The sequence below is a fragment of the Pantoea coffeiphila genome (assembly GCF_016909495.1).
GTDB lineage: Bacteria > Pseudomonadota > Gammaproteobacteria > Enterobacterales > Enterobacteriaceae > Erwinia > Erwinia coffeiphila.
Genome location: NZ_JAFBFW010000001.1, coordinates 312,553 through 333,199, shown reverse-complemented (window position 1 = coordinate 333,199; position 20,647 = coordinate 312,553). Strand labels below are relative to the sequence as shown.

21 protein-coding genes are annotated in these 20,647 nt (G+C 58.0%); 7 read left to right on the top strand and 14 right to left on the bottom strand.

What is annotated here, in order from left to right; translation table 11 throughout:
• Positions 1 to 36: 36 nt before the first annotated feature.
• From JOE09_RS01515 to JOE09_RS01505, 3 genes are read right to left on the bottom strand one after another with little or no spacing between them, the layout of a single operon-like run.
• The gene (locus tag JOE09_RS01515) at positions 37 to 1,068 is read right to left on the bottom strand and encodes an isopenicillin N synthase family dioxygenase (RefSeq protein ID WP_105593743.1); all 1,032 of its coding nucleotides are present in this window, start codon (positions 1,066 to 1,068) and stop codon (positions 37 to 39) included.
• A gap of 19 nt (positions 1,069 to 1,087) precedes the next feature.
• The gene (locus tag JOE09_RS01510) at positions 1,088 to 2,137 is read right to left on the bottom strand and encodes a PLP-dependent cysteine synthase family protein (protein WP_205064531.1); all 1,050 of its coding nucleotides are present in this window, start codon (positions 2,135 to 2,137) and stop codon (positions 1,088 to 1,090) included.
• Positions 2,127 to 2,942 (bottom strand): ABC transporter ATP-binding protein, encoded by an 816-nt coding sequence (locus JOE09_RS01505; RefSeq protein WP_205064530.1) that lies wholly within the window; start codon positions 2,940 to 2,942, stop codon positions 2,127 to 2,129. The genes JOE09_RS01510 and JOE09_RS01505 overlap by 11 nt, the downstream gene beginning before the upstream one ends.
• Before the next feature lie 193 nt (positions 2,943 to 3,135).
• On the opposite strand from JOE09_RS01505, the gene JOE09_RS01500 reads away from it, so the two are divergent.
• Positions 3,136 to 4,179: an ABC transporter substrate-binding protein gene (locus JOE09_RS01500; protein ID WP_200546894.1), complete on the top strand. Its 1,044-nt coding sequence runs from the start codon at positions 3,136 to 3,138 to the stop codon at positions 4,177 to 4,179.
• 9 nt (positions 4,180 to 4,188) lie between these two features.
• A complete protein-coding gene (locus tag JOE09_RS01495) occupies positions 4,189 to 5,202 on the top strand; it encodes an ABC transporter permease (RefSeq protein WP_205064529.1) in 1,014 nt (337 codons plus the stop codon).
• Positions 5,203 to 5,261: 59 nt separating this feature from the next.
• Here JOE09_RS01495 and JOE09_RS01490 read toward each other — a convergent pair whose 3' ends face one another.
• From JOE09_RS01490 to JOE09_RS01475, 4 genes are all read right to left on the bottom strand, one after another.
• Positions 5,262 to 5,603 carry a helix-turn-helix domain-containing protein gene (locus JOE09_RS01490; RefSeq protein ID WP_105593739.1) on the bottom strand — a complete coding sequence of 114 codons (342 nt, stop codon included), beginning with the start codon at positions 5,601 to 5,603 and terminating at the stop codon, positions 5,262 to 5,264.
• A gap of 274 nt (positions 5,604 to 5,877) precedes the next feature.
• A complete protein-coding gene (locus tag JOE09_RS01485) occupies positions 5,878 to 6,333 on the bottom strand; it encodes an RrF2 family transcriptional regulator (protein WP_205064528.1) in 456 nt (151 codons plus the stop codon).
• A gap of 211 nt (positions 6,334 to 6,544) precedes the next feature.
• Positions 6,545 to 7,417, bottom strand: a complete 873-nt coding sequence (locus JOE09_RS01480) for an NAD(P)-dependent oxidoreductase (protein WP_205064527.1) — start codon at positions 7,415 to 7,417, stop codon at positions 6,545 to 6,547.
• Between the two features lie 183 nt (positions 7,418 to 7,600).
• Positions 7,601 to 8,455 (bottom strand): helix-turn-helix transcriptional regulator, encoded by an 855-nt coding sequence (locus tag JOE09_RS01475; RefSeq protein ID WP_205064526.1) that lies wholly within the window; start codon positions 8,453 to 8,455, stop codon positions 7,601 to 7,603.
• A gap of 115 nt (positions 8,456 to 8,570) precedes the next feature.
• On the opposite strand from JOE09_RS01475, the gene JOE09_RS01470 reads away from it, so the two are divergent.
• Positions 8,571 to 10,070 (top strand): MFS transporter, encoded by a 1,500-nt coding sequence (locus JOE09_RS01470; RefSeq protein WP_205064525.1) that lies wholly within the window; start codon positions 8,571 to 8,573, stop codon positions 10,068 to 10,070.
• 162 nt (positions 10,071 to 10,232) lie between these two features.
• Here JOE09_RS01470 and JOE09_RS01465 read toward each other — a convergent pair whose 3' ends face one another.
• Positions 10,233 to 10,409: a hypothetical protein gene (locus JOE09_RS01465; RefSeq protein ID WP_172606616.1), complete on the bottom strand. Its 177-nt coding sequence runs from the start codon at positions 10,407 to 10,409 to the stop codon at positions 10,233 to 10,235.
• A gap of 162 nt (positions 10,410 to 10,571) precedes the next feature.
• Positions 10,572 to 11,498, bottom strand: a complete 927-nt coding sequence (gene glsB / locus JOE09_RS01460; protein WP_105593846.1) for a glutaminase B — start codon at positions 11,496 to 11,498, stop codon at positions 10,572 to 10,574.
• Between the two features lie 272 nt (positions 11,499 to 11,770).
• Between glsB and JOE09_RS01455 the strand changes: the two genes are divergently transcribed.
• Positions 11,771 to 12,955 carry a sugar transporter gene (locus JOE09_RS01455; RefSeq protein ID WP_205064524.1) on the top strand — a complete coding sequence of 395 codons (1,185 nt, stop codon included), beginning with the start codon at positions 11,771 to 11,773 and terminating at the stop codon, positions 12,953 to 12,955.
• 82 nt (positions 12,956 to 13,037) lie between these two features.
• On the opposite strand, the gene JOE09_RS01450 is transcribed toward JOE09_RS01455, so the two are convergent.
• The gene (locus JOE09_RS01450; RefSeq protein ID WP_205064523.1) at positions 13,038 to 13,940 is read right to left on the bottom strand and encodes a LysR family transcriptional regulator; all 903 of its coding nucleotides are present in this window, start codon (positions 13,938 to 13,940) and stop codon (positions 13,038 to 13,040) included.
• Positions 13,941 to 14,067: 127 nt separating this feature from the next.
• Between JOE09_RS01450 and JOE09_RS01445 the strand changes: the two genes are divergently transcribed.
• Complete coding sequence (locus tag JOE09_RS01445; protein WP_205064522.1) at positions 14,068 to 14,625, top strand: NAD(P)H-dependent oxidoreductase; 558 nt, start codon at positions 14,068 to 14,070, stop codon at positions 14,623 to 14,625.
• A 133-nt stretch (positions 14,626 to 14,758) separates the two neighbouring features.
• Here the strand turns inward: JOE09_RS01445 and rhaM are convergent, their stop codons facing one another.
• The 4 genes from rhaM to rhaB are packed head-to-tail and all read right to left on the bottom strand — an operon-like array spanning position 14,759 to position 18,641.
• Positions 14,759 to 15,073: an L-rhamnose mutarotase gene (rhaM, locus tag JOE09_RS01440; protein ID WP_200546901.1), complete on the bottom strand. Its 315-nt coding sequence runs from the start codon at positions 15,071 to 15,073 to the stop codon at positions 14,759 to 14,761.
• Positions 15,063 to 15,905 carry a rhamnulose-1-phosphate aldolase gene (gene rhaD, locus JOE09_RS01435; RefSeq protein ID WP_205064521.1) on the bottom strand — a complete coding sequence of 281 codons (843 nt, stop codon included), beginning with the start codon at positions 15,903 to 15,905 and terminating at the stop codon, positions 15,063 to 15,065. The genes rhaM and rhaD overlap by 11 nt, the downstream gene beginning before the upstream one ends.
• A 10-nt stretch (positions 15,906 to 15,915) precedes the next feature.
• Complete coding sequence (locus JOE09_RS01430) at positions 15,916 to 17,172, bottom strand: L-rhamnose isomerase (protein WP_205064520.1); 1,257 nt, start codon at positions 17,170 to 17,172, stop codon at positions 15,916 to 15,918.
• On the bottom strand, positions 17,169 to 18,641 hold the full coding sequence (rhaB, locus tag JOE09_RS01425; RefSeq protein WP_205064519.1) for a rhamnulokinase: 1,473 nt from the start codon (positions 18,639 to 18,641) through the stop codon (positions 17,169 to 17,171). The genes JOE09_RS01430 and rhaB overlap by 4 nt, the downstream gene beginning before the upstream one ends.
• A 300-nt stretch (positions 18,642 to 18,941) precedes the next feature.
• Here rhaB and rhaS point away from each other — a divergent pair, with 300 nt between their 5' ends.
• Both rhaS and rhaR read left to right on the top strand, forming a co-directional pair.
• Positions 18,942 to 19,766 carry an HTH-type transcriptional activator RhaS gene (gene rhaS, locus JOE09_RS01420; RefSeq protein WP_205064518.1) on the top strand — a complete coding sequence of 275 codons (825 nt, stop codon included), beginning with the start codon at positions 18,942 to 18,944 and terminating at the stop codon, positions 19,764 to 19,766.
• Between the two features lie 11 nt (positions 19,767 to 19,777).
• Positions 19,778 to 20,647, top strand: coding sequence for an HTH-type transcriptional activator RhaR (gene rhaR / locus JOE09_RS01415; protein WP_205064517.1), 870 nt, complete (start codon positions 19,778 to 19,780; stop codon positions 20,645 to 20,647).

Genomic DNA, 20,647 nt, shown 5'->3' with positions numbered 1-20,647 from the left:
AAGCGGCAAAACGTTTGTTCATTGTTGTTCCTTAAATCAGGCTGTGTGTTGAGGTTGTTGTTGTAATAATTCGTTGTACCAGCGCTGCGCCACATCGGGATGGGAACGCAGACGCCCTTTCAGATAGTTCCAGCCCACATCGCGCAGCAGCGGATTGAGCGGGTCGCTGGCCGGGCCGAGCGCCAGGCGGGCGAGGGGTTCCGGCAGATTAAATACCGGCACCACCGCATCGAGCTGCGCACCGAGGAAGAAGGCGATCGACAGGCGATCCTGATCCGCAGGCGGTGCGACCACGCGGTGCACCGTGGCACGCAGATAGCCGTTGCTGGCCAGCTCCAGCAGTTCACCAATATTCACCACAAAGGCACCGTTCAGCGGCAGGGCATCTACCCACTGGTCAGGAGCCACTTCCACCTGCAAACCGCGCTGCTGATCCTGCAACAGGAAGCTGAGGAAACCGGAATCTTTATGCGCACCCACGCCCTGGCTCGACGTTTCCGCCGTCTGGCCCGGGTAGCGGATCAGTTTGATATGTTCGTTTGGCTTATCGCCGTACAGAGAATCGAAGGCGTCGGGAGCCAGTTCCAGAGCACGGGCAAAGGCACGCAGCAGGCGCAGCGACATGGTGGTCATCGCTTTTTGCCATGCCAGCAGCACCGGCTTCAGCTCCGGCAGCGCCTCCGGCCACAGGTTCGGCCCCTGCAGGCGTTTCCAGCCTGCGTCACCGCTATCCAGCGGCAGCGGTGCGCGTTCCGCGCCGACGTCGAACTGCTCGCGCCAGTCCGGCTGGCTACGGGTCAGTTCGGAACCGGCGCGGTTGTAACCGCGAAAATGCGGCGAGTGGATCATCGCCACCTGCTGCTTGTCCGCCTCCGACAGCGCAAAGAAGCGGCGGGAAAGCTGCTGTACCTGTGCCGACAGTTCGGCATCAATGCCGTGGTTGATCAGATAAAAGAAGCCGACGTCGCGGGCGGAACGGCCCAGCTTGTCGAGGAAGGCCTGCTGCTGCTCGGCGGTGCCGTCCAGCTGCGACAGGTCAAGGATCGGTAACGATGTAATCTGGCTCATGAAAATTCTCTGCGTCGGGTTATGAAGCGTTTTTTATTTGTTGATTGCTGACCAGCGCAGCAACCTGCAGCTGGCCGGGGGTAATGTCATGGTTAAACAGACCGGTGGAGAGATAGCTCAGGCCGCTGTCCGCCAGCACCACCACAATGCGTTTGCCGTGATTTTCAGGGCGCAGCGCCACCTCGCGAGCGGCATGCAGTACGCCACCGGCGGATTCGCCAATCAGAATGCCGTCGCTGACCGCCACTTCGCGGGCGGCGGCGGTTGCCTGCCAGTGCTCCACCGGGAAAGCCTCATCGACGATGCTGCGGTCAAGCGTTGGCGGTACGCGCTCCGGCAGAACCTCGCTGAAGGCGTGCACGCCGGTTAATTCACGCTGCTCAGGGCGATCTGCGGTCGGAATGGAATGCGGGCCGGGTTCAACCGCAATCACCTGAATCGCCGGATTGTGCTGCTTCAGATAGCGGCCGATGCCGGACACCGTGCCGCCGGTGCCGACCGCGGCAATAACGATATCCACCTGCCCTTCGGTCTGCTGCCAGATTTCCGGACCGGTGGTGCGATAGTGCGCCGCCGGGTTGGCCGGGTTTTCCAGCTGGGCGGTATGAAAGACGTTGGGCTGGCGATTAATCACGTTTTCCGCCAGCCAGCGTGAGGCGGCAACAAAATCGCCGTCGCTCTGCTCCAGCACCTCGGTAAAGCCTTCAACCTGGCTGAACGGGATCACTTCTGCCCCCAGCGCGCGCAGGATCTGGAAGCGCTCTTCGCTCAGCTTGTCGTGCAGATAGACGCGGAACGGATAGCCTTTGGCCGCCGCAATGGCCGCCAGCCCGATGCCGGTGTTACCGCTGGTCGAGTCGGCGATGGTATCGCCCGGTTTGAGTCGGCCGCTGCGTTCGGCCTCTTCGATCATCGACAGCGCGATACGATCTTTCACGCTGTGATTAGGGTTGAAATACTCCAGCTTGGCGAGGATCTCCGCAGGCAGTTCAAACTGCTGACGAAAGCGCGACAGTCGCAGCAGCGGCGTGTTGCCCACCAGCTCGGTAATGGAATTATTAATGGTCATTATCAGCATCCTCGGTCACTTCAGTGGCTTCAGCACCCAGCAGCGCCAGCGCTTTCGATCGCAGCGCGATCAGGCGCGGATCGTTGCGGCGGCGCGGGTACGGCAGATCGACATGAATAGTTTCAATAATTCTTGCCGGGCGCGGGCTGAAGACCACCACCCGGTTCGCCATCAGCAGGGCTTCCTCAACATCGTGAGTCACCATCAGCGCGGTAAAGCGCTGTTCGCGCCACAGCTCCACCAGCTCGTGCTGCATACGAATGCGGGTCAGCGAGTCCAGCTTGCCCAGTGGCTCATCCAGAATCAGCAGTCGCGGATGGTTGACCAGCGCCCGGGCCAGCGCCGCTCGCTGCGCCATACCACCGGAAAGCTGATGCGGCCAGGCGTTAGCAAACTGACTGAGGCCCACTTTTTCCAGCGTCTGGTCGATGCGTTCGCGCCCTTGCGGCGTCAGTTTGCCCTGCGTTTGCAGGCCAATGGCGACGTTGCGCCACACCCGGCGCCACGGATAAAGCGTCGGGTCCTGAAACACCACCACCCGGCTGGGATGCGGTGCGGTCAGCGGCTGTCGATCCTCAAAGATCTCGCCCTGAGTTGGATGATCCAGGCCCGCCACCAGCCGCAGGAGGGTTGATTTCCCGCAGCCGGACGGCCCCAGCAGCGCAACGAATTCTCCCGCATCAACTTTCAGAGACACATTGTCTAAAACCGCCAGGCTCTGCCCGTCGAGATGAAAAGCATGGCTGACCTGATTGATGGTTAATTCAAGCCCGAAGGCCGTATCCAGTTGTTCTGCCAGTGACATCGGTTCACCTCATTAATCCGTAATACGCTGACTATTCCGTTTTTTTTACCGCACGTGAAATATCAATAGTGGCAAAGGTTTACAGCCCGGTGGATAACGCGAATTCGCAATTGAAAATGAGAGATTGTTATTTTGGCGATGTAAAAAAAATTGCCATAGTGCGGACATAATTCAGTCAACAGGGATAACAAGCATGACGATTTCACGTGGGATTTCACGGCGTAGTTTTATTCAGACTCTGGGTGTGGTGGGTGCAGGACTGGTGGCAGCACCGGCGTTACCGGTGTGGGCGGCGGGTGAAGACACCAGCAAGTTAACCACCGTTAAGCTGGCCTGGGGCCAGACGGCGGTGTGTCAGTCGCCGATTTCAGTCGCCCTGAAGCAGGGGTTCTTTAAAAAGTACGGTCTGAACGTTGAGCCGGTGAACTTTAGCGGACCGACGGATGCCCTGCTGCAGGCGATTGCCACCGGTCAGGCGGATGGCGGTATTGGTATGGCGCTGCGCTGGCTGAAACCGCTGGAACAGGGCTTTGATGTCGATCTGACCGTCGGGACGCACGGCGGCTGTATGCGCCTGCTGACCAGCAAAGACAGCGGCATTAAAAGCGTGCGCGACCTGGTAGGCAAAAATGTGGCGGTGACCGATCAGGCCAGCCCGCTGCGTAACTTCTTTGCCATTCAGCTGGCAAAACTCGGCATCGATCCCGACACTCAGGTGAACTGGGTGCAGTACCCGGCCGATCTGTTCGGCGAGGCGCTGCGCAAGGGCGAAGTGCAGGCGCTGGCGGCGGACGATCCGCAAGGCTGGCTGATTAAAAAGCATGACGGCCTGATTGAAGTGGATAACAACCTGAACGGTGAATATCACAACCTCGCCTGCTGCGTGCTGGGGCTACGCGGTTCGCTGGTACGTGAACAGCCGGAGGTGGCGCGAGCCATTACCCAGGCGATTATCGACGCGCAGCAGTGGACGGCGGATCACCCGGCAGAAACCGCGAAGATCTTTGCGCCGTTCGTACCGGGCAATGTTTCCCCGGATGATATCGCCGCCATGCTGCGCGAACATACCCACAACCATCACTCCACCGGCGAACAGCTGCGCAAGGAAGTGGTGACCTATCTGAACGAGCTGAAAACCATCAAGGTGATCCGCGAAGATACCGACGCACAGCGCTTCGCTGCTCACTATGTGCCTGACGTGCTGCCTGCTGCTCCGGCGCACCAGCATTCAGCATAAGGAGGAAGTATGTCCAGTGAAACCCTGACGCCACCGCGGACAGCCAGCCGCTCCGCATCGGTCCGGCTTAACCCTGCGCTGATCCTGGCGGTTTTTGCCTGGTGGGGTCTGGTGGCACTGATGATTTACTGGCCGGATAAGCCGGTGGGGTTCGCCCCACCGCGTTTTGTTGCTGAAACGCACCGGGTGTTTTTCATCCTTGCTGCCGCACTAACCTTAATCGTGGTCTTCGGACGCCTGCTGGCGATCCCTAAGCTTCTGGCACCGTTTCAACGCGGCGGGCGCTGGCTGGTGGCGCTGGCGATCCTGATCGGTATCTGGGAGGCGGCAACCGCCAAGCTGGCCCTGCTGCCTGCCCCGTTCTTCGCGCCGCCGCGTGCGCTGGTTGAAGCCTGGGCCACGGACTGGTTCCGCTTGGGTGACAGCGTGCTGAATTCGCTGCGCCTGCTGGCGCTGGGCTTTATTTTTGGCAGCATCACTGGCTTTATTACCGGGGTGGCGATCGGCTGGTCGCGAGGCCTGGGCTACTGGGTGCATCCGCTGCTGCGCTTCCTCGGCCCGGTGCCATCGACCGCGCTGCTGCCGCTGTCGCTGTACTTTTTCCCGTCCAGCTTCTCCGCTGCCGTATTCCTGATCGCGCTGGCCACCTGGTTCCCGGTGACGGTACTGACCTGGTCGGGCGTCGCCAGCGTTGACCAGCGCTACTACGATGTGGCGCGCACGCTGGGAGCCAACACACTGTTTCTGGTGCTGCGCGTGGCGGTGCCGGCATCGCTGCCGCAGGTGTTTGTCGGGCTGTTTATGGGGCTGGGCGCATCGTTCTCGGTGCTGGTGGCGGCCGAAATGATGGGGGTGAAGTCGGGACTGGGCTGGTATTTACAGTGGGCTCAGGGCTGGGCGGCCTATGCCAATATGTACGGGGCGCTGATTGTGATGGCCCTGCTGTTCTCGTCGCTGATTAGCCTGCTGTTTGCCATTCGCGATCGATCGCTGGCTTGGCAGCGCGGAACGGTGAAGTGGTAGAAAGAAAACACTGCCGGCGGTGGAGCGGAATTCCGCTCCGCCTGCCAGCAATAACACTATCAGGCGTGAGCAGCGATCTGAACCTGGCGGCGCCATGCGCCCGGTGACTGACCAAACTGACGTTTGAAGCTGCGGTTAAACGACTGCTGCGAATCAAAACCAAAACTGATAGCGACATCCAGAATCGGCTCACCGCCCCTGGCGAGGCGTTCAGCGGATTTTTTCAGGCGACGTTCACGAATATACTCACCCAGCGCATAGCCGGTATGCTGCTTAAACATCCGCTGTAAGTGCCACTTCGAATAGCCCGCGCGATCGGCAACGGTGTCTAAATCCATCTTCCCTTCAATATGGGTATCGATCCACTTTACAAGATCGTTAATAAAATCATCATGGCTCATCGGTCTTCCCCTGATGTTGTTAAATTTGGTGTTGTTATCAACCTGATGTGCCCCGACCTGATTCTCGCTGAGAGTAAAAGGCAACTATGATGAGTGCACTTAACAACGGTAAGACAACGCCGATTTTAATGCAAGTTTTATTGTTGCATTAAATGCTGTTTAAATCGTAACTCATCCATTATGAGCGACTACAGACGGGCAAAACTTAAATCAGAAAGCGTCATGAACCCGCAGCGATACCGGCCTGCGGGAGGGAATTTTTAAGAGGAAAAAATCAGGAGGCGCAGCGCGCTTCGGCGTCGGTCCAGTCTCGCTGCATAATTTCGCGCAGCGCATCGGCAACGGTACGCCGGGCCAGCACGTCAAGGGACGCCTGCTCGGCCTCTTTCGCCAGCTCTTTAAAAAAGCGGCAGGCGTTAGCGCTGACCACGCAGCGTGCCGGAACTTCAGGTCGGCTGGCCATCAGCGGCTTATCATTGGTCACCGAGGTGTAGATTTCACACAGGGTAATCTGCTCTGCCGGGCGACCAAGACGAATGGTGCCACAACGGCCCAGCGTGGAAACAATAATACCGTCGCGAGTCAGCGGCACCATCAGTTTACGTACGAAACTCGGGTTGGCGTCGAGGCCATCTGCGAGAATCTTGCTGGTGCAGCGCTTATCCTCGCTATCCGCCTTGGCAATGCAGAGCACCATTTGCAGGGCGGTAGGAAAACGATTATCAAGCATGATGTGATCCTGGCTTTTTGCCGTCCATCTGCGGATGAAACACTGGAATAAAAAGCATTAAAAATCAGTTAACTATAAAATACATCAGGCTAATAATATAACAAACCTGGTTACACTTTTGAAGCCGCTCACTAAGCACTATGGGCTATTGGTTCTATCATAATGATTTGACGGGAAATATTGTCGGGGTGCCGAACAGCACCCCGTTAAATCAGGCCTTATTTTCCTGTAAATAGCGATAAATTACCGAGAGATCTTTCTCACCGTATCCGGCATCGACCGCCTTTTGCCACAGAGCGGCGATAGTTTCCAGGCCCGGCATCGCGGTATCGCCTGCGGCCTCCAGCGCCAGTCGTGCATCTTTCAGCGCCCAGGTCAGATGCATTTGCGGCGGATACTCGCCCCCGGCAATCATCGCCAGCTTGCCTTTCACATACGGGGCAGCCAGCGGACCGCCGTCCAGCACCTGCCAGAAATCATCCGGCGAGAAGCCCAGCTGTTCGGCCAGGCGGGTACTTTCCGCCAGACCTTCAACCATGGAAACCAGCCACGCATTGGCGACCAGCTTCATTTTTGAACCGGCACCGGCTTCGCCCAGCCATTTCGCCCCTTTGGAGATCGCGGCAAATACCGGCTCGATAGCCGCCGCACGCTGACGATCGCCGCTGGCGAGGATCAGAATCTGCGCATTTTCCGCCGGTGCCTTGGTGCCGGAAACCGGAGCGTCAATAAATACCGCATCCGGGCGACGCTGATTAAATGTCGCAATTAACTGCTCTGTTGCCGCAATGCCAATGGTGCCCATCTGGCAGACCACCGCGCCCTGCTTCAGCTGCGGTAAGACATCATTAAGCACCGCCTGGGTGGTGTCGCCGTCGGACAGCATGGCAATCACCACATCGGCGGACGCTACCGCCTGCTCCGCACTGTCGGTCAGCTGTAATCCCGCCGCCAGCAGATCCTCACCGCGCGCCCGGGTTCTGTTCCAGCCAGAAACGGTAAAATCATTTTTCAGCAGATTGGCGGCAAAGGCGTGCCCCATCGCGCCAAGACCCAGCACGGCAACCGTTGGACGTTGATTCATCAGTGTGACTCCCTGTTAAATGAAAACGGCGACATAAGCATGTCGCCTGACCCGTCCAGGGTAACGCAAAATAACAGGGAATGGGGACTTTTCTGCGGAATATGACGACTCAATCGTTCAGGTATTTTTCTGCTAACCAGAGTGTCTCCGTCGTTATCATTTATTTGCGCTCAACCGAGCGGCTCAGTCCGTAATGCTGCGCAGCGCAGCGGCACTCTCTTCATCGTTAGGAATGTACACCAGCAGGCGATCGCCATTGCGCGGTGCCGACCACCAGTTATTCTGCCTGAGCGTCATCATGCCGGTCCTGGGATGATAAAAACGCTTCACCTGATTATCTATCGCACGGATTTCATAGCGCGGCCACAGGTCGCGAAACTCTTCGGACTCCGCCATCAGCCGCTCCAGCAGCGCCTGCCAGCGGGGATCGTCGAGGTGATCCGCCATCTGAGTGCGAAACAGCGCCACCATATGCGGCATCAGAACGTCCTGATCGGCAATCGCCGCTCGCCACTGCGGGTGGGTAAACGCCAGCAGGATGCAGTTACGATCGCTCTGCGGGATGGTTTCCAGTTCAACGTTCATCAGCCGACACCATGCCGGGTTGTAGCCGATGATATCGAAGTGCAGCGACTGAATAATCGCCGGCAGCGGATTCAGGCTGTCCAGCAGGATCTGCCCGTGGGCGGAAACGGTGGCGCAGGTTTTCGCCGCCACCGAGGCGGGCGAGGCATGCCCGGCCAGCTGGAACAGATGCTGGGTTTCCGCTTCGTTACACTGTAACGCAGTAGCAATCGCCGACAGGGTTTTGGCCGAGACATTAATTTCCCGCCCCTGCTCCAGCCAGGTGTACCAGGTAACGCCGACGTCGGCCAGCTGCGCTACCTCTTCCCGGCGCAGGCCAGGGGTTCGGCGCGGGCGATGATGCGGCATGCCGAGGCGAATCGGGTCCAGGTTTTCACGACGGCTGCGCAGGAAGGTGGCCAGCAGCTGACGGTTTTTTTGCGCCGTGCTGGCGGGCAGCTGGATCTCACTCACGGGTTTTCTCCTCGTTGACGGGTAGCGCCAGTACTATGATAAGCAGGATCTGGTACCCGTTTAAATTTTCCCTGATGCTATGCCCGGTCACTGATTAACACAAGGGTTATGCAAGATGAAAAGCGGGATTGATTCCACCACACTGAGGCAAGGCGGGCTGATTGTGCTGCTGGCGGGTCAGCTGTTGCCAATGATTGATTTTTCCATCGTAAACGTGGCGCTGGACGCCATGTCCGCCACTCTGCATGCCAGCCCCATCCAGCTTGAGCTGATCGTTGCCGTTTACGGTATTGCCTTTGCAGTCAGTCTGGCGATGGGCGGCCGTCTGGGCGATAACTTCGGTCGCCGTCGGGTGTTCAGTACCGGTGTATTGCTGTTCGGCATTGCTTCACTGATCTGCGGTATTGCTCCCAACGTCTGGGCGCTGCTGCTGGCGCGCGCGTTGCAGGGTATTGGCGCAGCGCTGATCGTGCCGCAAATTCTTGCAACGCTGCATGTCACCCTGCACGGCCGCGAGCACTCCCGGGCGCTGGGGCTGTACGGCGGCATTGGCGGAATGGCATTTATTATCGGCCAGGTACTCGGTGGATTCCTGATAAATGCCGATCCCGGCGGCTACGGCTGGCGCAGCGTTTTTCTGATCAACATCCCGCTGTGCCTGGCGATCCTGCTGCTGGCCCCGCGCAGTATTCCCGAGACGCAGAACGACCGCCGCGTTGCCATTGACTGGCCCGGCACGCTGTATCTGGTCGGTGCGATTGGCTGTCTGCTGACCGCGCTGGCGCTGGGGCCGCTGCTGCACTGGAGCTGGCCGTGTATTGTGCTGCTGGTGGCCTTCCCCGTGCTGCTGAGCCAGCTGCGGCGCGTTGAACAGGCTCTTGAAAAACGCGGCGGTGCGCCATTGCTGCCCCCGGCACTGATGCGCCTGCACGGTGTGCGTTTTGGCCTGACCATCGCGGTACTGTTTTTCTGCTGCTGGAGCGGGTTTATGTTTGTGGTGGCGCTGACCCTGCAGTCCGGCCTTGGGCTGAGCGCCTTCCAGTCAGGAAACGCCTTTATCGCGCTCGGCGTCGCCTACTTTATCAGCTCCCTGCTCTCCGCCCGGGTGGTTGAACGGCTGGGTAAGGTTCCCACATTGATTACCGGCTGCGCGATCCAGATGACCGGGCTGCTCGGTCTGGCGTGGACGTTTAATCACGGCTGGCCGCACGTGGGTATTGCGCAGTTGATCCCGGCCACCGCGCTGATTGGTTTCGGTCAGGCGTTTATCGTCAGCTGTTTCTTCCGCATCGGGCTGGCGGAAGTGCCAAAAAGCCATGCCGGAGCGGGAAGCGCAATGCTGTCAACGGTACAACAGGCGGCTTTCGGCCTTGGCCCGATGGTGCTGGGTGCGGTATACAGCCACGGGCTAATCTCGACAGGAAATTACCAGCACGCCGTACTGTCCTCACTGGGCACCGAGTGGGCAATCATGCTGGTACTGGTTATCAGTGCGGTTATTTTGCGACGCGGCACAACTCAGGGAAATGCTAACGTTCAGGGAAATGCAAAAATTCAGGGAAGTGCACCGTCGTTAAAGCCTGCCGTTTGCGCTGCCAGGGATAAAGCGGAGTGATATCGGGGAGTTTAAGGACAACCGGTGGTTTACAGGCCGGGTAAATGACAAATGACAGGCGGATTGCACTGGGCGATCCGCCTGGCTTAACGCCAGATATCTCACGGAGAGGTATAAGGCTGACGTTTCGAAAAGCTTTCAGGCAGGCATTTTATCGCCTGCTTACTGGACAACCCACTTCGCCTCAACCTGCTGCGCGGGATGGAAGCGCAGTCGGCTGCCGCTCATCGTCCAGACTTCAATACTCTGCGGCGTGGTACGGATCATCGCCAGTTTCACCAGGTTGCCAAACTGGCACAGCTGATGGTTAAGGGTCAGCTGACGTGCTGGAATGCTCATCTCATTGTTCACTTTGCACAGTCCTCGCGCCATAAGTGTTAATTCACTGCGCGAAATATTAGCAAATTGTGCTGCAAAAGGCTTTGAGCTGGATCAACAATTGAGAACCAGAGCCAACTGGCTCAAGAGTAGAAAAAAATCTGCATAAGCCCGCTGTTAAAGTCAGAAAATTGAACGACCGATGCGGTCGGCCAGCAGTTCCAGCGCGGCGGTGCCCGCCAGCGAATTACCGGAAGCATCCAGCTCCGGCGACCAGACCGCGATACTCATTTCACCCGGAACAATCGCGATAATCCCGCCGCCCACGCCGGATTTGCCCGGCATGCCGACCCGCCACGCAAACTCACCGGCACCGTCGTACATCCCGCTGGTGACCATCAGCGCGTTGATCTGCCGGGCCTGTTTTGGCGTCAGCAGCGGTTCGCCCTGCCCCAGGCCCCGCCCCTGATTGGCAAGATATAAAAAGCAGCGCGCCAGTTCACCGCAGCTCATGGTCATCGCGCAGTAGTGAAAATAGGTATGTAACACCGTCTGAACGTCATTGGAGAAATTGCCAAACGACTTCATCAGCCAGGCAATTGCCGCGTTTCGTGCAGAATGATCGAACTCCGAACGGGCAACGTGGCGGTCGTAATTGATATCCGGCTGCTGCGTCAGAACCCGCACCAGTTCAAGCATGCGCTGTCTAGGCGCGGTCAGACGAGTCTCCAGCATATCGCACACCACCAGCGCCCCCGCGTTAATAAACGGGTTACGCGGTTTGCCCTGCTCCAGTTCCAGCTGTAACAGCGAATTAAACGGCTGACCGGACGGTTCTTTCCCCACCCGCTGCCAGATTTCACTGTCCTGATAGCGCGTAAGGGCCAGAGTCAGAGAAAGCACTTTGGAGATCGACTGAATCGAAAAACGCTCATCCGCATCGCCCGCCTGATAAAGCGTGCCGTCGAGCATACAAACCGCAATTCCCAGCCGATCGGCGGGCACTTCGGCCAGCGCAGGAATATAGCTGGCTACTTTACCCTGACCAATTAGCGGCCTCACCTGTTGCAGGATCTCCTCCAGCAGGACATTATTCAGAACGCTCACGATATCTCTTCCTCGACGGCTGCCTTTACGGCCTGATTTTCTTCGCGATTCTGCGGCCTGGCAGACCAAAGGTCAAACCCGCTCAGGCGGAACTGCGATGACGGACGGTAATAGTAAAGGATTAATTGATTCGCTTAAGTTATATATAAATTCTGATTTACAAATTTATTGAATTTTCTGTTTCATCTGTCACATAAATAAAAGACAATATCCCTACTAAATTTATGATCCATAATTTGGATTAACACTTCATCAACACATCGTTAACTTCAATAATGCATCCAAACACTGTTTCTCGTAAGACCGCATGGCTACGCGTAGTTATGCTGGCTATTGCTGCGTTTATTTTTAACACCACCGAATTTGTTCCGGTCGGCCTGCTGTCTGATATTGGCGCAAGCTTCTCAATGCAGACGGCACAGGTTGGCCTGATGCTGACTATCTACGCCTGGGTCGTGGCACTGATGTCACTGCCGATGATGCTGTTAACGCGCAACGTTGAGCGCCGTTTTCTGCTGATGGTGATTTTCACCCTTTTCATAGCCAGTCACGCGCTGTCGTCCGTGGCGTGGGATTTCACCACCCTGGTGGCTTCCCGCATTGGGATCGCCTTCTCGCACGCCATTTTCTGGTCGATTACCGCATCGCTGGCCATCCGCGTTGCCCCGTCGGGTAAAAAAACCCAGGCGTTAAGCATGCTGGCCACCGGTACGGCGCTGGCGATGGTGCTTGGCCTGCCGCTCGGCCGCATGATCGGGCAGCTGCTGGGCTGGCGTATGACCTTCGCGGTGATTGGCGTGGCGGCGCTGGTAACCATGGCGCTGCTGTTTAAGCTGCTGCCTAAACTGCCGAGCGAGCATACCGGTTCGTTAAAAAGCGTGCCGATGCTGTTCCGTCGCCCGGCGCTGGTGTCACTCTATTTGCTGATTGCCGTTACGGTGACCGCGCATTACACCGCCTACAGCTATATTGAGCCGTTTATTCAGAGCGTCGCGGGATTAAGCGGCGGGTTCACCACCTTCCTGCTGTTAATTTTCGGCGCCGCAGGCATTGTTGGCAGTATTCTGTTTAGCATGTTCGGAAATAAATATCCGGCCAGCTTTTTACTCGGTGCGATCCTGTTAATTAGCGTGTGTATGCTGTCACTGTATCTTGCCGCCACGCACGATCTGGCCATCTCCACCCTGTGCATCGTCTGGGGCATGGCGATGATGATAATTGGCCTGGCGGTTCAGGTTCGCGTACTGGCACTGGCACCGGACGCCACCGACGTGGCGATGTCCCTGCTGTCGGGGATTTACAATATTGGTATTGGCGGCGGCGCACTGCTGGGCAGCCAGGTCAGCGTGCATCTGAATATGGCCAGCGTCGGCTACGTCGGCGGTGCTATCGGCGTGCTGTCGCTGTGCTGGTGCGCATGGAGCATGAAGCGTTACCCGCAGCTGAGAATTAACGGCTAAATTACTACCCGCGTTAACGATAAAAACGACAAAGCCCCTGACCGGTATTGAAACGGTCAGGGGCTTTTTTATTGATAAACCCTCAGCGGTTGTTCAGGCGATCGACAATAAAATCAACCGTCGCCTGAACTCGCTTCGCCCGCTGGCTTCTTGGCAGGTAGTAAAGACAGACCGACGGAAAGGTCGGCCAGTAGTTATTCATCACCGGCTGCAAATGCTCGTAGCCGGACATATTATCCCGCAGCGGTTCAAACAGTCTGCCGATGCCGACACCGTCAGATATCGCATCGCGAACGGTATCAATATCATTGCAGATCATCGCATTATCCATATCGGGCGATATCGTCACACCGTGACTTTGCAGGATCAGCTTCGAAAGGCGCTTCGAAGTACCGAAGCGATAGGTGATCAGCCGGTGTGTTGCCAGCTCCTCCGGAGTGGTCGGCGTGCCGTGGCGTGCCAGATACTCATCTGAAGCATAAAGCCCCATTCTGAACGGTGGGAAAATTTCTCGGGCCACCATCCCTTCGCTCACCGCATTGCCAAACCTAATGCCCAGATCGAATCCCTCCTCGACCAGGCTGACGCTGCCGTCATTAACCGAAACCTCCAACTGAATATTTGGGTAAGTGCGATAAAAATCGGCCAGCAGCGGGCGGAGAATCAGCTGCCAGGCAAAACGCGGCAGCGTAATGCGCACCGGGCCGGAGGGAGCACCGCTGATATTCAGCACCTCTTCCAGCGCCGTATCCAGCTCGGCCATCGCACCTTCCGTTCGCTTTAGCAGCGCCATACCGGTCTCGGTCAGGCTGATTTTTCGCGTGGTGCGGGCAAACAGCGGCACGCCGGTTTTCTGCTCCAGCAGGCGCAGGGATTTACTGACCGAAGGCACGGTAACGCCGAGCTTGCGCGCCGCTGCAGAAATGCTTTGTTCACGTGCAATAGTGTGAAATACCGCCAGCTGGCCGTAGGTTGTGGTGTCCATTATTAACTTTGAGTTAACAGTTCAGGTGATAAAAGCAGTCTACTCCGCATTCGACGATTGTCCTACATTACCGACTGCCGAGACAGGGCGAAGGCATAATCCGTTACTCATTGAAAACAGAGGCACTATGACCAGGGCGCTAATCATCTCAGGGCATCCGAACCTGAAAGAATCCATCGCAAACACAACCATCCTTACCGCGGTCGCTGCCGCACTGCCTGAAGCAGAAATCCGCTATCTCGATTCGCTGTATCCCGATTATCGTTTTGATGTCGAGGCGGAACAGCAGGCTTTACTGCGTGCGGATGTGATTGTCTGGCAGTTCCCGTTTTCATGGTATTCCGTACCCGGGCTGATGAAGCTGTGGATTGATGAAGTGTTCCTGCACGGCTTCTCGCACGGTTCAACCAGCAAACTAAACGGCAAAAAGCTGCTGCTGTCGTTTACAACCGGTGCGCCGCAGGAAGCCTTTAGCGCAGAAGGATGGTTTGGGCACGATCTGGACGACTACCTTCTGCCTTTCAGAACCACTGCCGGGCTGTGCAATCTGGATCTGCTGCCGCCGATTCACACCAGCGGAGTAAGCTACACGGCGCGAGTTGAGGAAAGCCAGATTAGCCAGCAAAAAGAGGCGGCGCGGGAACATGCCGTGCGGCTGGTGGCGGCCATTAAGGCACTGAGCTAAAAGCAACGGCCAGCGCATAATGTATTAACCCCACTGAGAATTCACGGCGAAATCAACATCCCGCGTTAGCGATAAGAACGAGAAAGCCCCTGACTCAGGGGCTTTTGCTTTCAGTCACGTTAAGAATAGTGACTTACGGTAAATAAAACACCGACGGCAGCTCGCTGCTGACCGGACTGTGATCCGCATTGGACGGCATCAGCTCGCTCATTGAACGCCACCAGCGCTGGCACACTTCCGTGGCAGCCACCGCGTTCCAGCGTTCCTCGGATTCGATCTCCACATACGCAAACAGCAGATTGCGTGAGGCATCGAGGAAAATGCTGTAGTTGTGCGCCCCGTGATCCTTCAGCGTTTGCGCCAGTTCTGGCCAGATTGGGCTGTGCCGCTGCTGGTACGCCTGATGCTTGTCAGGATGCACCTGCATCACAAACGCCTTACGCAACATGAGAGTGCTTCGCTTCCAGCGCCGCCGCCCACGGTTTAACCCCGAAACGCTCACCCAGGGCGATCAGCTCCTCGGTGGTAATGCTCTGCCTCATGCCGCCCATCGACAGCACTTTCACCACTACCTCCGACGATTTCTCGGCGGTATCGATCAGGCCAAAGGTTTCATCCAGCGTCGGCCCGGTGCCGAAAATACCGTGGAACGGCCACATCACCAGCGTATGAGAAGCCATCTGCTCGGCGGTTTTGGTGCCGATACCGTCAGTGCCCGGCACCATCCACGGCACAATACCCACGCCGTCCGGAAACACCACCAGGCACTCGGTGCTGCCTTCCCACAGCAGGCGGGTAAAGCTGGCGGCGTTAAGTTCAGCCACGTAGCTCAGCGCCATAAAGTTAGTGGCGTGGCAGTGCATAATCACCCGATCCGCACCGTTGGAAACTTTCTTACGCACGCTGTGCGACTGGAAGTGCGAGGCCAGCTCAGAGGTCGGCACGCCGCCGTTGCTCAGCCCCCAGTGAATGGTATAGGCCTGGCCGTCGGCGCTGACGCGTAGCAGCACCAGGCTATCGGCCGGATCGAGCTGCACGTTACGGAAAAACTTGCCTGAACCGGTCACCAGGAACCAGCAGTTTGCCAGCTCCGGCGCGGGCTGGCTGAGTTCCAGCGTGCGCGGTTCGGCATAGAAATCAGCGGCGAACGGCTGCACTTCTTCGTCCAGCAGGCGCAGCGAAACGTTGCCGCCGTTGCGCTCGTCCCAGCCCTTCAGCCACATATCACTGGTTGCTTTGACCATGCCCTGTACGAACCAGGAATTGAGAATCTGATGCATGTGTTTACCCTTAACGTTGGCTGAGAATCTGTTGTTCATAATGACGGACGTCGCCTAACCAGCTGGCCCCCGCCGGGACGTCATGGCGCAGGCACCAGGCTTCCCAGACCGCCTGCCACGGCAGGGATTTTTGCTCTTCCAGCAGCGCCAGGCGCGCGGTGTAATCCCCCTCAAGCTCCAGCTTTTTCAGCTGGTCGACCGGCTCCAGCAGCGCCCGCAGCAGCGCTTTTTTCGCATTGCGCGTGCCGATGACCCAGGCGGCGATGCGGTTGATGGAGGCATCGAAGAAGTCCAGCCCGATGTGTACCTTGTCGAACAGCTTCTGGCGGACAATTTCGCTGGCGATCGCCTGAGTTTCATCATCCAGCAGCACCACGTGGTCGCTGTCCCAGCGTACCGGGCGGCTGACGTGCAGCAGCAGGCGCGGCACATAGAGCATGGCGGTAGAGATCTTGTCGGAAATCACTTCGGTCGGATGGAAATGTCCGGCGTCCAGCGTCAGCGCGGTCTGGCGGCTGGCGGCGTAGCCGAGGCAGAATTCGTTAGAGCCGACGGTATAGCTCTCGGCGCCGATGCCGAACAGTTTGCTTTCCACCGCGTCGATATGGTGCGCCGGATTCAGTTTTTCGCTGATAATTTCATCCAGCGAGTTCATCAGGCGCTGGCGCGGAGCCAGGCGGTCCACCGTCAGATCCTTCATGCCGTCCGGCACCCAGATGTTCATCACCGACGGCGTGCCCAGCTGTTCACCAAACCACGCGGAGATTTTGCGGCTGGCCTTGCAGTGGTCGATCCAGAACTGGCGAATTTCCGCGTTGGCATGGGCCAGGGTAAAACCGTCAGCGCTCAATTCATGCGAGAAGCAGGTCGGGTTAAAGTCCAGTCCGATTTTCTGCTGCTTCGCCCACGCCACCCAGCCGGCAAAATGCTCGGGTTTGATTTCGTGGCGATCCACCGCCTGCTCGCTTTCCAGATAGATGGCGTGCAGATTCAGCCGCTTCGGACCGGGGATCAGCGCCATAGCCTGTTCCAGATCGGCGCGCAGTTCTTCCGCGCTGCGGGCGCGGCCCGGATAGTTACCGGTGGCCTGAATGCCGCCGGTCAGCGCGCCCTGCGGGTTTTCAAAACCGCGCACGTCGTCGCCCTGCCAGCAGTGCATGGAAACCGGCAGGCGATCGAGCTGCGCCAGCGCGGCCTCCACATCAATACCGATATCGGCAAAGCGCTGCTTAGCCAGCGCGAAAGCCTGTTCAATAGCCTGGGTCATATACATAGCTCCTTATCTGAATGGGTCAGTGCCTGAAAGCGCGCCTGACTGCGGCGAAACGCCTCACTGCCCTGGAAATCGAAACGAATGAGAGGGAAATTATGGTTAATCAGCTGGCGGAAAGCGCTGACATCCGCCACATCGCCAGCGGCAATCAGCTGACAGCCGATATTGCCAAGCGTGGAGGCTTCAACCGGCCCGGCATACACCGGAATGCCGCAGGCGTTGGCACACAGCTGGTTAAGAAACTGGTTCTGGCAGCCGCCGCCGACGATATGCAGCTGGCTGAATGCCCTGCCGCGCAGGCGTTCCAGCTGCTGCAGGACTTCCCGGTAGTAAAGTGCCAGGCTGTCGAAAATGCAGCGGGCCAGCTCGGCGGGCGTGGCGGGAACCAGCATCGCCTGTTCGGCACAGGCGTCCTGAATTTCTCGCACCATGCTGGCCGGATTCAGGAAGCGGTCGTCATTGGGATTGATCAGCCACTGGCAGACCGGCTGCCGTTCGGCATCGGCAATCAGCTGGCAGAGATCGTCAATCGCCAGCTCGTCACACACGCGTTGCAGCAGCCACAGCCCCATAATGTTTTTCAGCACCCGATAGCGGCCTTCGGCACCGCCTTCGTTGGTGATATTGGCAGCCTGCGCCGCTCTGGAAGTAAACGGCTCGCGGCTTTCAAAGCCCATCAGTGACCAGGTGCCCGAGCTGAGGTACGCCGCCTGCGCATCGGCCAGCGGGGCCGCCAGTACCGCACTGGCGGTATCATGGGTGGCGACGGCAATCACCGGGATCGCCTGCCCTGAAGGACTGTGCCAGTGCCCCACCTCGCGCCCCGGCTGGGACGGCTGGCCGAACCACGCCGGATTTGCTCCGGTCCAGTTCAGCAGATCGCGATCCCACTCGCCGCTGCGAATGTTCAGCAGCTGGGTCGTGGTGGCGTTGGTGTATTCCCAGTTCAGCTTGCCGGTCAGGCGGAAGTGCAGATAGTCCGGGATTAGCAAAGCATGTGCCACGCGTGACAGTTCAGGCTGGTTGTCGCGGCACAGCGCGCGCAGCTGATAAAGGGTGTTAAACGGCAGAAACTGAATGCCGGTGCGCTGATAGATATTCTCATGGCCCAGTTCGCGGCCCGCTTCGGCCATCACGCCATGAGTGCGATCGTCGCGGTAGGCAATCGGCAGCCCGACGCGCTCCCCCTGCTCATCCAGCAGCACATAGTCCACGCCCCAGGTATCAATCCCGATACTGTCCACCCGGATACCCTGGCGATCCAGCGTCTCCAGCGCGGCAACGATAAAATCCTCCAGCGCATCCAGATCCCAGCACTGGTGATTATCGACGCTGACCAGCTGGTTCACACAGCGGCTCACCTCTTTGAGGGTAATGCTCTGGCTGTGCAGATCGTGGCGGGCCAGAATAACGCGACCGCTTGATGCGCCAAGGTCAACGGCCACAAGGTGACGAACAGTCATATGATTTACTTCCTGATGATTCGATGTCACCAGTGTAAAACAGCGTGATTTTGCCACCTTCTTGCTACTGCCAGCACATTTCCCCTGCTGGCAGGATGGCAAAGATGAACGTGAAGCAGTTCACATTTTCACATCCTGAACCCGTTGCAGAGCGGGATGTGATGCCTGCCGCATTTCTCAATGTTTCCGGTCATTTCTTTAAAAATTAGCGCCCTGGCGGAGATTTACTGTCAAAAATTCAAGGTGGCAACGTTCACGGCTTCGTACACTCTGTTGCTGGCATGTTACGAGGAAACAATCATGACCGTGTTACACAGCGCCGATTTCTTCCCCTCCGGGCACTGCCCGGTTGCTATCGAACCTCGAGCACCGCAGGGGGCGTTCCCGGAGCACCATCACGATGACTTTCACGAAATTGTGATCGTCGAACAGGGTGCCGGTATCCACGTTTTTAACGGCCAGTCGCAGCCGCTGTGCAGCGGCTGCGTCTGCTTCGTGCGTAATCATGACCGCCATATGTATGAGCAAACGGACAACCTGACACTGACCAACGTGCTGTATCGCGGGCCGGAGTCGTTTCGTTTTCTTACCGGATTACAGCATCTGCTGCCCGCAGAGCATGACGGGATTTATCCGTCGCACTGGCGCATCGGTAATAAAGTGCTGGCGCAGGCCAGGCAACTGATTGACGGGCTGGTCGCTTCACCTTCCCCGGCGGGCATTGCCGGGCAGGCGGAACAGGAGATGCGCTTTATGCAGCTGCTGGTGCTGCTGCATCAGGGCCGCAGCGCGGCGCAGAGCGACGATCAGGACGGCCGCCTGCGCGCGCTGCTCGACTGGCTGGCCGATCACTACAGCGAAGAGGTTGACTGGGAAAATCTGGCGGACAGCTTTTCACTGTCCCTGCGTACCCTGCATCGCCAGCTGAAGCAGCAGACCGGCAGTACGCCGCAGCGCTACCTCAACCGCCTGCGCCTGCTGGAGGCGCGCCATCTGCTGCGACACAGTGAAATGCGGGTGACGGATATTGCCTTCCACTGCGGTTTTGGTGACAGCAATCACTTTTCTACGCTGTTTAAACGGGAGTTTGGCAGCTCTCCGCGTACACTGCGGCAAAATGACTGAAAAGGACACGCATGGTGACTGCCCCTCTGCGGCTGGCCAAAGCCGACTATATTCCTTCCGAACAGATGCCGGTTGCGGTTGCCGAGCGCACGCCGCAGCCCTCCTTTCCGCCCCACGTTCACGAATTTAATGAGATCGTGCTGGTCTGGCGCGGTAACGGCCTGCACGTCATGAACGATCGTCCCTGGCCGGTAACCTGCGGGGATATCTTTTATCTGCACGCCGACGACTGCCACAGCTACGAGTCGGTGCAGGATCTGGTACTGGACAATATTATCTACTGCCCGGATCGCTTTCAGCTGGCGCTGGACTGGCAGCAGCTGCTGCCTGCCCGCAACGAAGGATGCTGGCGGCTGACCACGCGCGGTATGGCGCTGGCGCGCGGGGTGATTAAGCAGCTGGAGGTGGAGAGCCGCAAAAGCGACCTGCTCTCAACGCAGCTGACCGAAGCGCTGTTTTTACAGCTGGCGCTGATCTTAAAGCGCCATCGCTACGCCTCCGATCTGCCGTGGCAGCTGCCGGAAGGCGAACAGCTGGATCTGCTGATGGCCGCCATTCAGGGGCATATCGCCAGCCCGTTCGATCTGGCCACCTTCTGCCAACAGCATCGCCTGTCCGAACGGGCGCTGAAGCAGCTATTCCGCCAGCAAACCGGCATGACCATTGGCCACTATCTGCGCCAGCTGCAGCTGTGTCAGGCGAAATATCTGCTGCGCAGCGGCGATCTGCTGATTGGTGAAGTGGCCTCGCGCTGCGGCTTTGATGACAGTAACTACTTCTCGGTGGTGTTCACCCGCGAAACCGGCTTTACCCCCAGCGCATGGCGCCAGCGCTTTATCAGCGGCGGCGAGGCACATCGGCTGCATAACGCAAAAGGCTGA

What these genes read in the sequence shown, in the direction of transcription:
- JOE09_RS01480 (WP_205064527.1), bottom strand. Translation starts at nt 7,417, where the DNA reads ATGAATCAACGTCCAACGGTTGCCGTGCTGGGTCTTGGCGCGATGGGG.
- JOE09_RS01490 (WP_105593739.1), bottom strand. Translation starts at nt 5,603, where the DNA reads ATGAGCCATGATGATTTTATTAACGATCTTGTAAAGTGGATCGATACC.
- rhaS (WP_205064518.1), top strand. Translation starts at nt 18,942, where the DNA reads ATGACCGTGTTACACAGCGCCGATTTCTTCCCCTCCGGGCACTGCCCG.
- JOE09_RS01500 (WP_200546894.1), top strand. Translation starts at nt 3,136, where the DNA reads ATGACGATTTCACGTGGGATTTCACGGCGTAGTTTTATTCAGACTCTG.
- rhaR (WP_205064517.1), top strand. Translation starts at nt 19,778, where the DNA reads ATGGTGACTGCCCCTCTGCGGCTGGCCAAAGCCGACTATATTCCTTCC.
- rhaM (WP_200546901.1), bottom strand. Translation starts at nt 15,073, where the DNA reads ATGTTGCGTAAGGCGTTTGTGATGCAGGTGCATCCTGACAAGCATCAG.
- JOE09_RS01445 (WP_205064522.1), top strand. Translation starts at nt 14,068, where the DNA reads ATGACCAGGGCGCTAATCATCTCAGGGCATCCGAACCTGAAAGAATCC.
- JOE09_RS01450 (WP_205064523.1), bottom strand. Translation starts at nt 13,940, where the DNA reads ATGGACACCACAACCTACGGCCAGCTGGCGGTATTTCACACTATTGCA.
- JOE09_RS01495 (WP_205064529.1), top strand. Translation starts at nt 4,189, where the DNA reads ATGTCCAGTGAAACCCTGACGCCACCGCGGACAGCCAGCCGCTCCGCA.
- JOE09_RS01485 (WP_205064528.1), bottom strand. Translation starts at nt 6,333, where the DNA reads ATGCTTGATAATCGTTTTCCTACCGCCCTGCAAATGGTGCTCTGCATT.
- rhaB (WP_205064519.1), bottom strand. Translation starts at nt 18,641, where the DNA reads ATGACTGTTCGTCACCTTGTGGCCGTTGACCTTGGCGCATCAAGCGGT.
- rhaD (WP_205064521.1), bottom strand. Translation starts at nt 15,905, where the DNA reads ATGCATCAGATTCTCAATTCCTGGTTCGTACAGGGCATGGTCAAAGCA.
- JOE09_RS01465 (WP_172606616.1), bottom strand. Translation starts at nt 10,409, where the DNA reads ATGAGCATTCCAGCACGTCAGCTGACCCTTAACCATCAGCTGTGCCAG.
- JOE09_RS01505 (WP_205064530.1), bottom strand. Translation starts at nt 2,942, where the DNA reads ATGTCACTGGCAGAACAACTGGATACGGCCTTCGGGCTTGAATTAACC.
- JOE09_RS01510 (WP_205064531.1), bottom strand. Translation starts at nt 2,137, where the DNA reads ATGACCATTAATAATTCCATTACCGAGCTGGTGGGCAACACGCCGCTG.
- JOE09_RS01430 (WP_205064520.1), bottom strand. Translation starts at nt 17,172, where the DNA reads ATGACCCAGGCTATTGAACAGGCTTTCGCGCTGGCTAAGCAGCGCTTT.
- JOE09_RS01470 (WP_205064525.1), top strand. Translation starts at nt 8,571, where the DNA reads ATGAAAAGCGGGATTGATTCCACCACACTGAGGCAAGGCGGGCTGATT.
- JOE09_RS01515 (WP_105593743.1), bottom strand. Translation starts at nt 1,068, where the DNA reads ATGAGCCAGATTACATCGTTACCGATCCTTGACCTGTCGCAGCTGGAC.
- JOE09_RS01455 (WP_205064524.1), top strand. Translation starts at nt 11,771, where the DNA reads ATGCATCCAAACACTGTTTCTCGTAAGACCGCATGGCTACGCGTAGTT.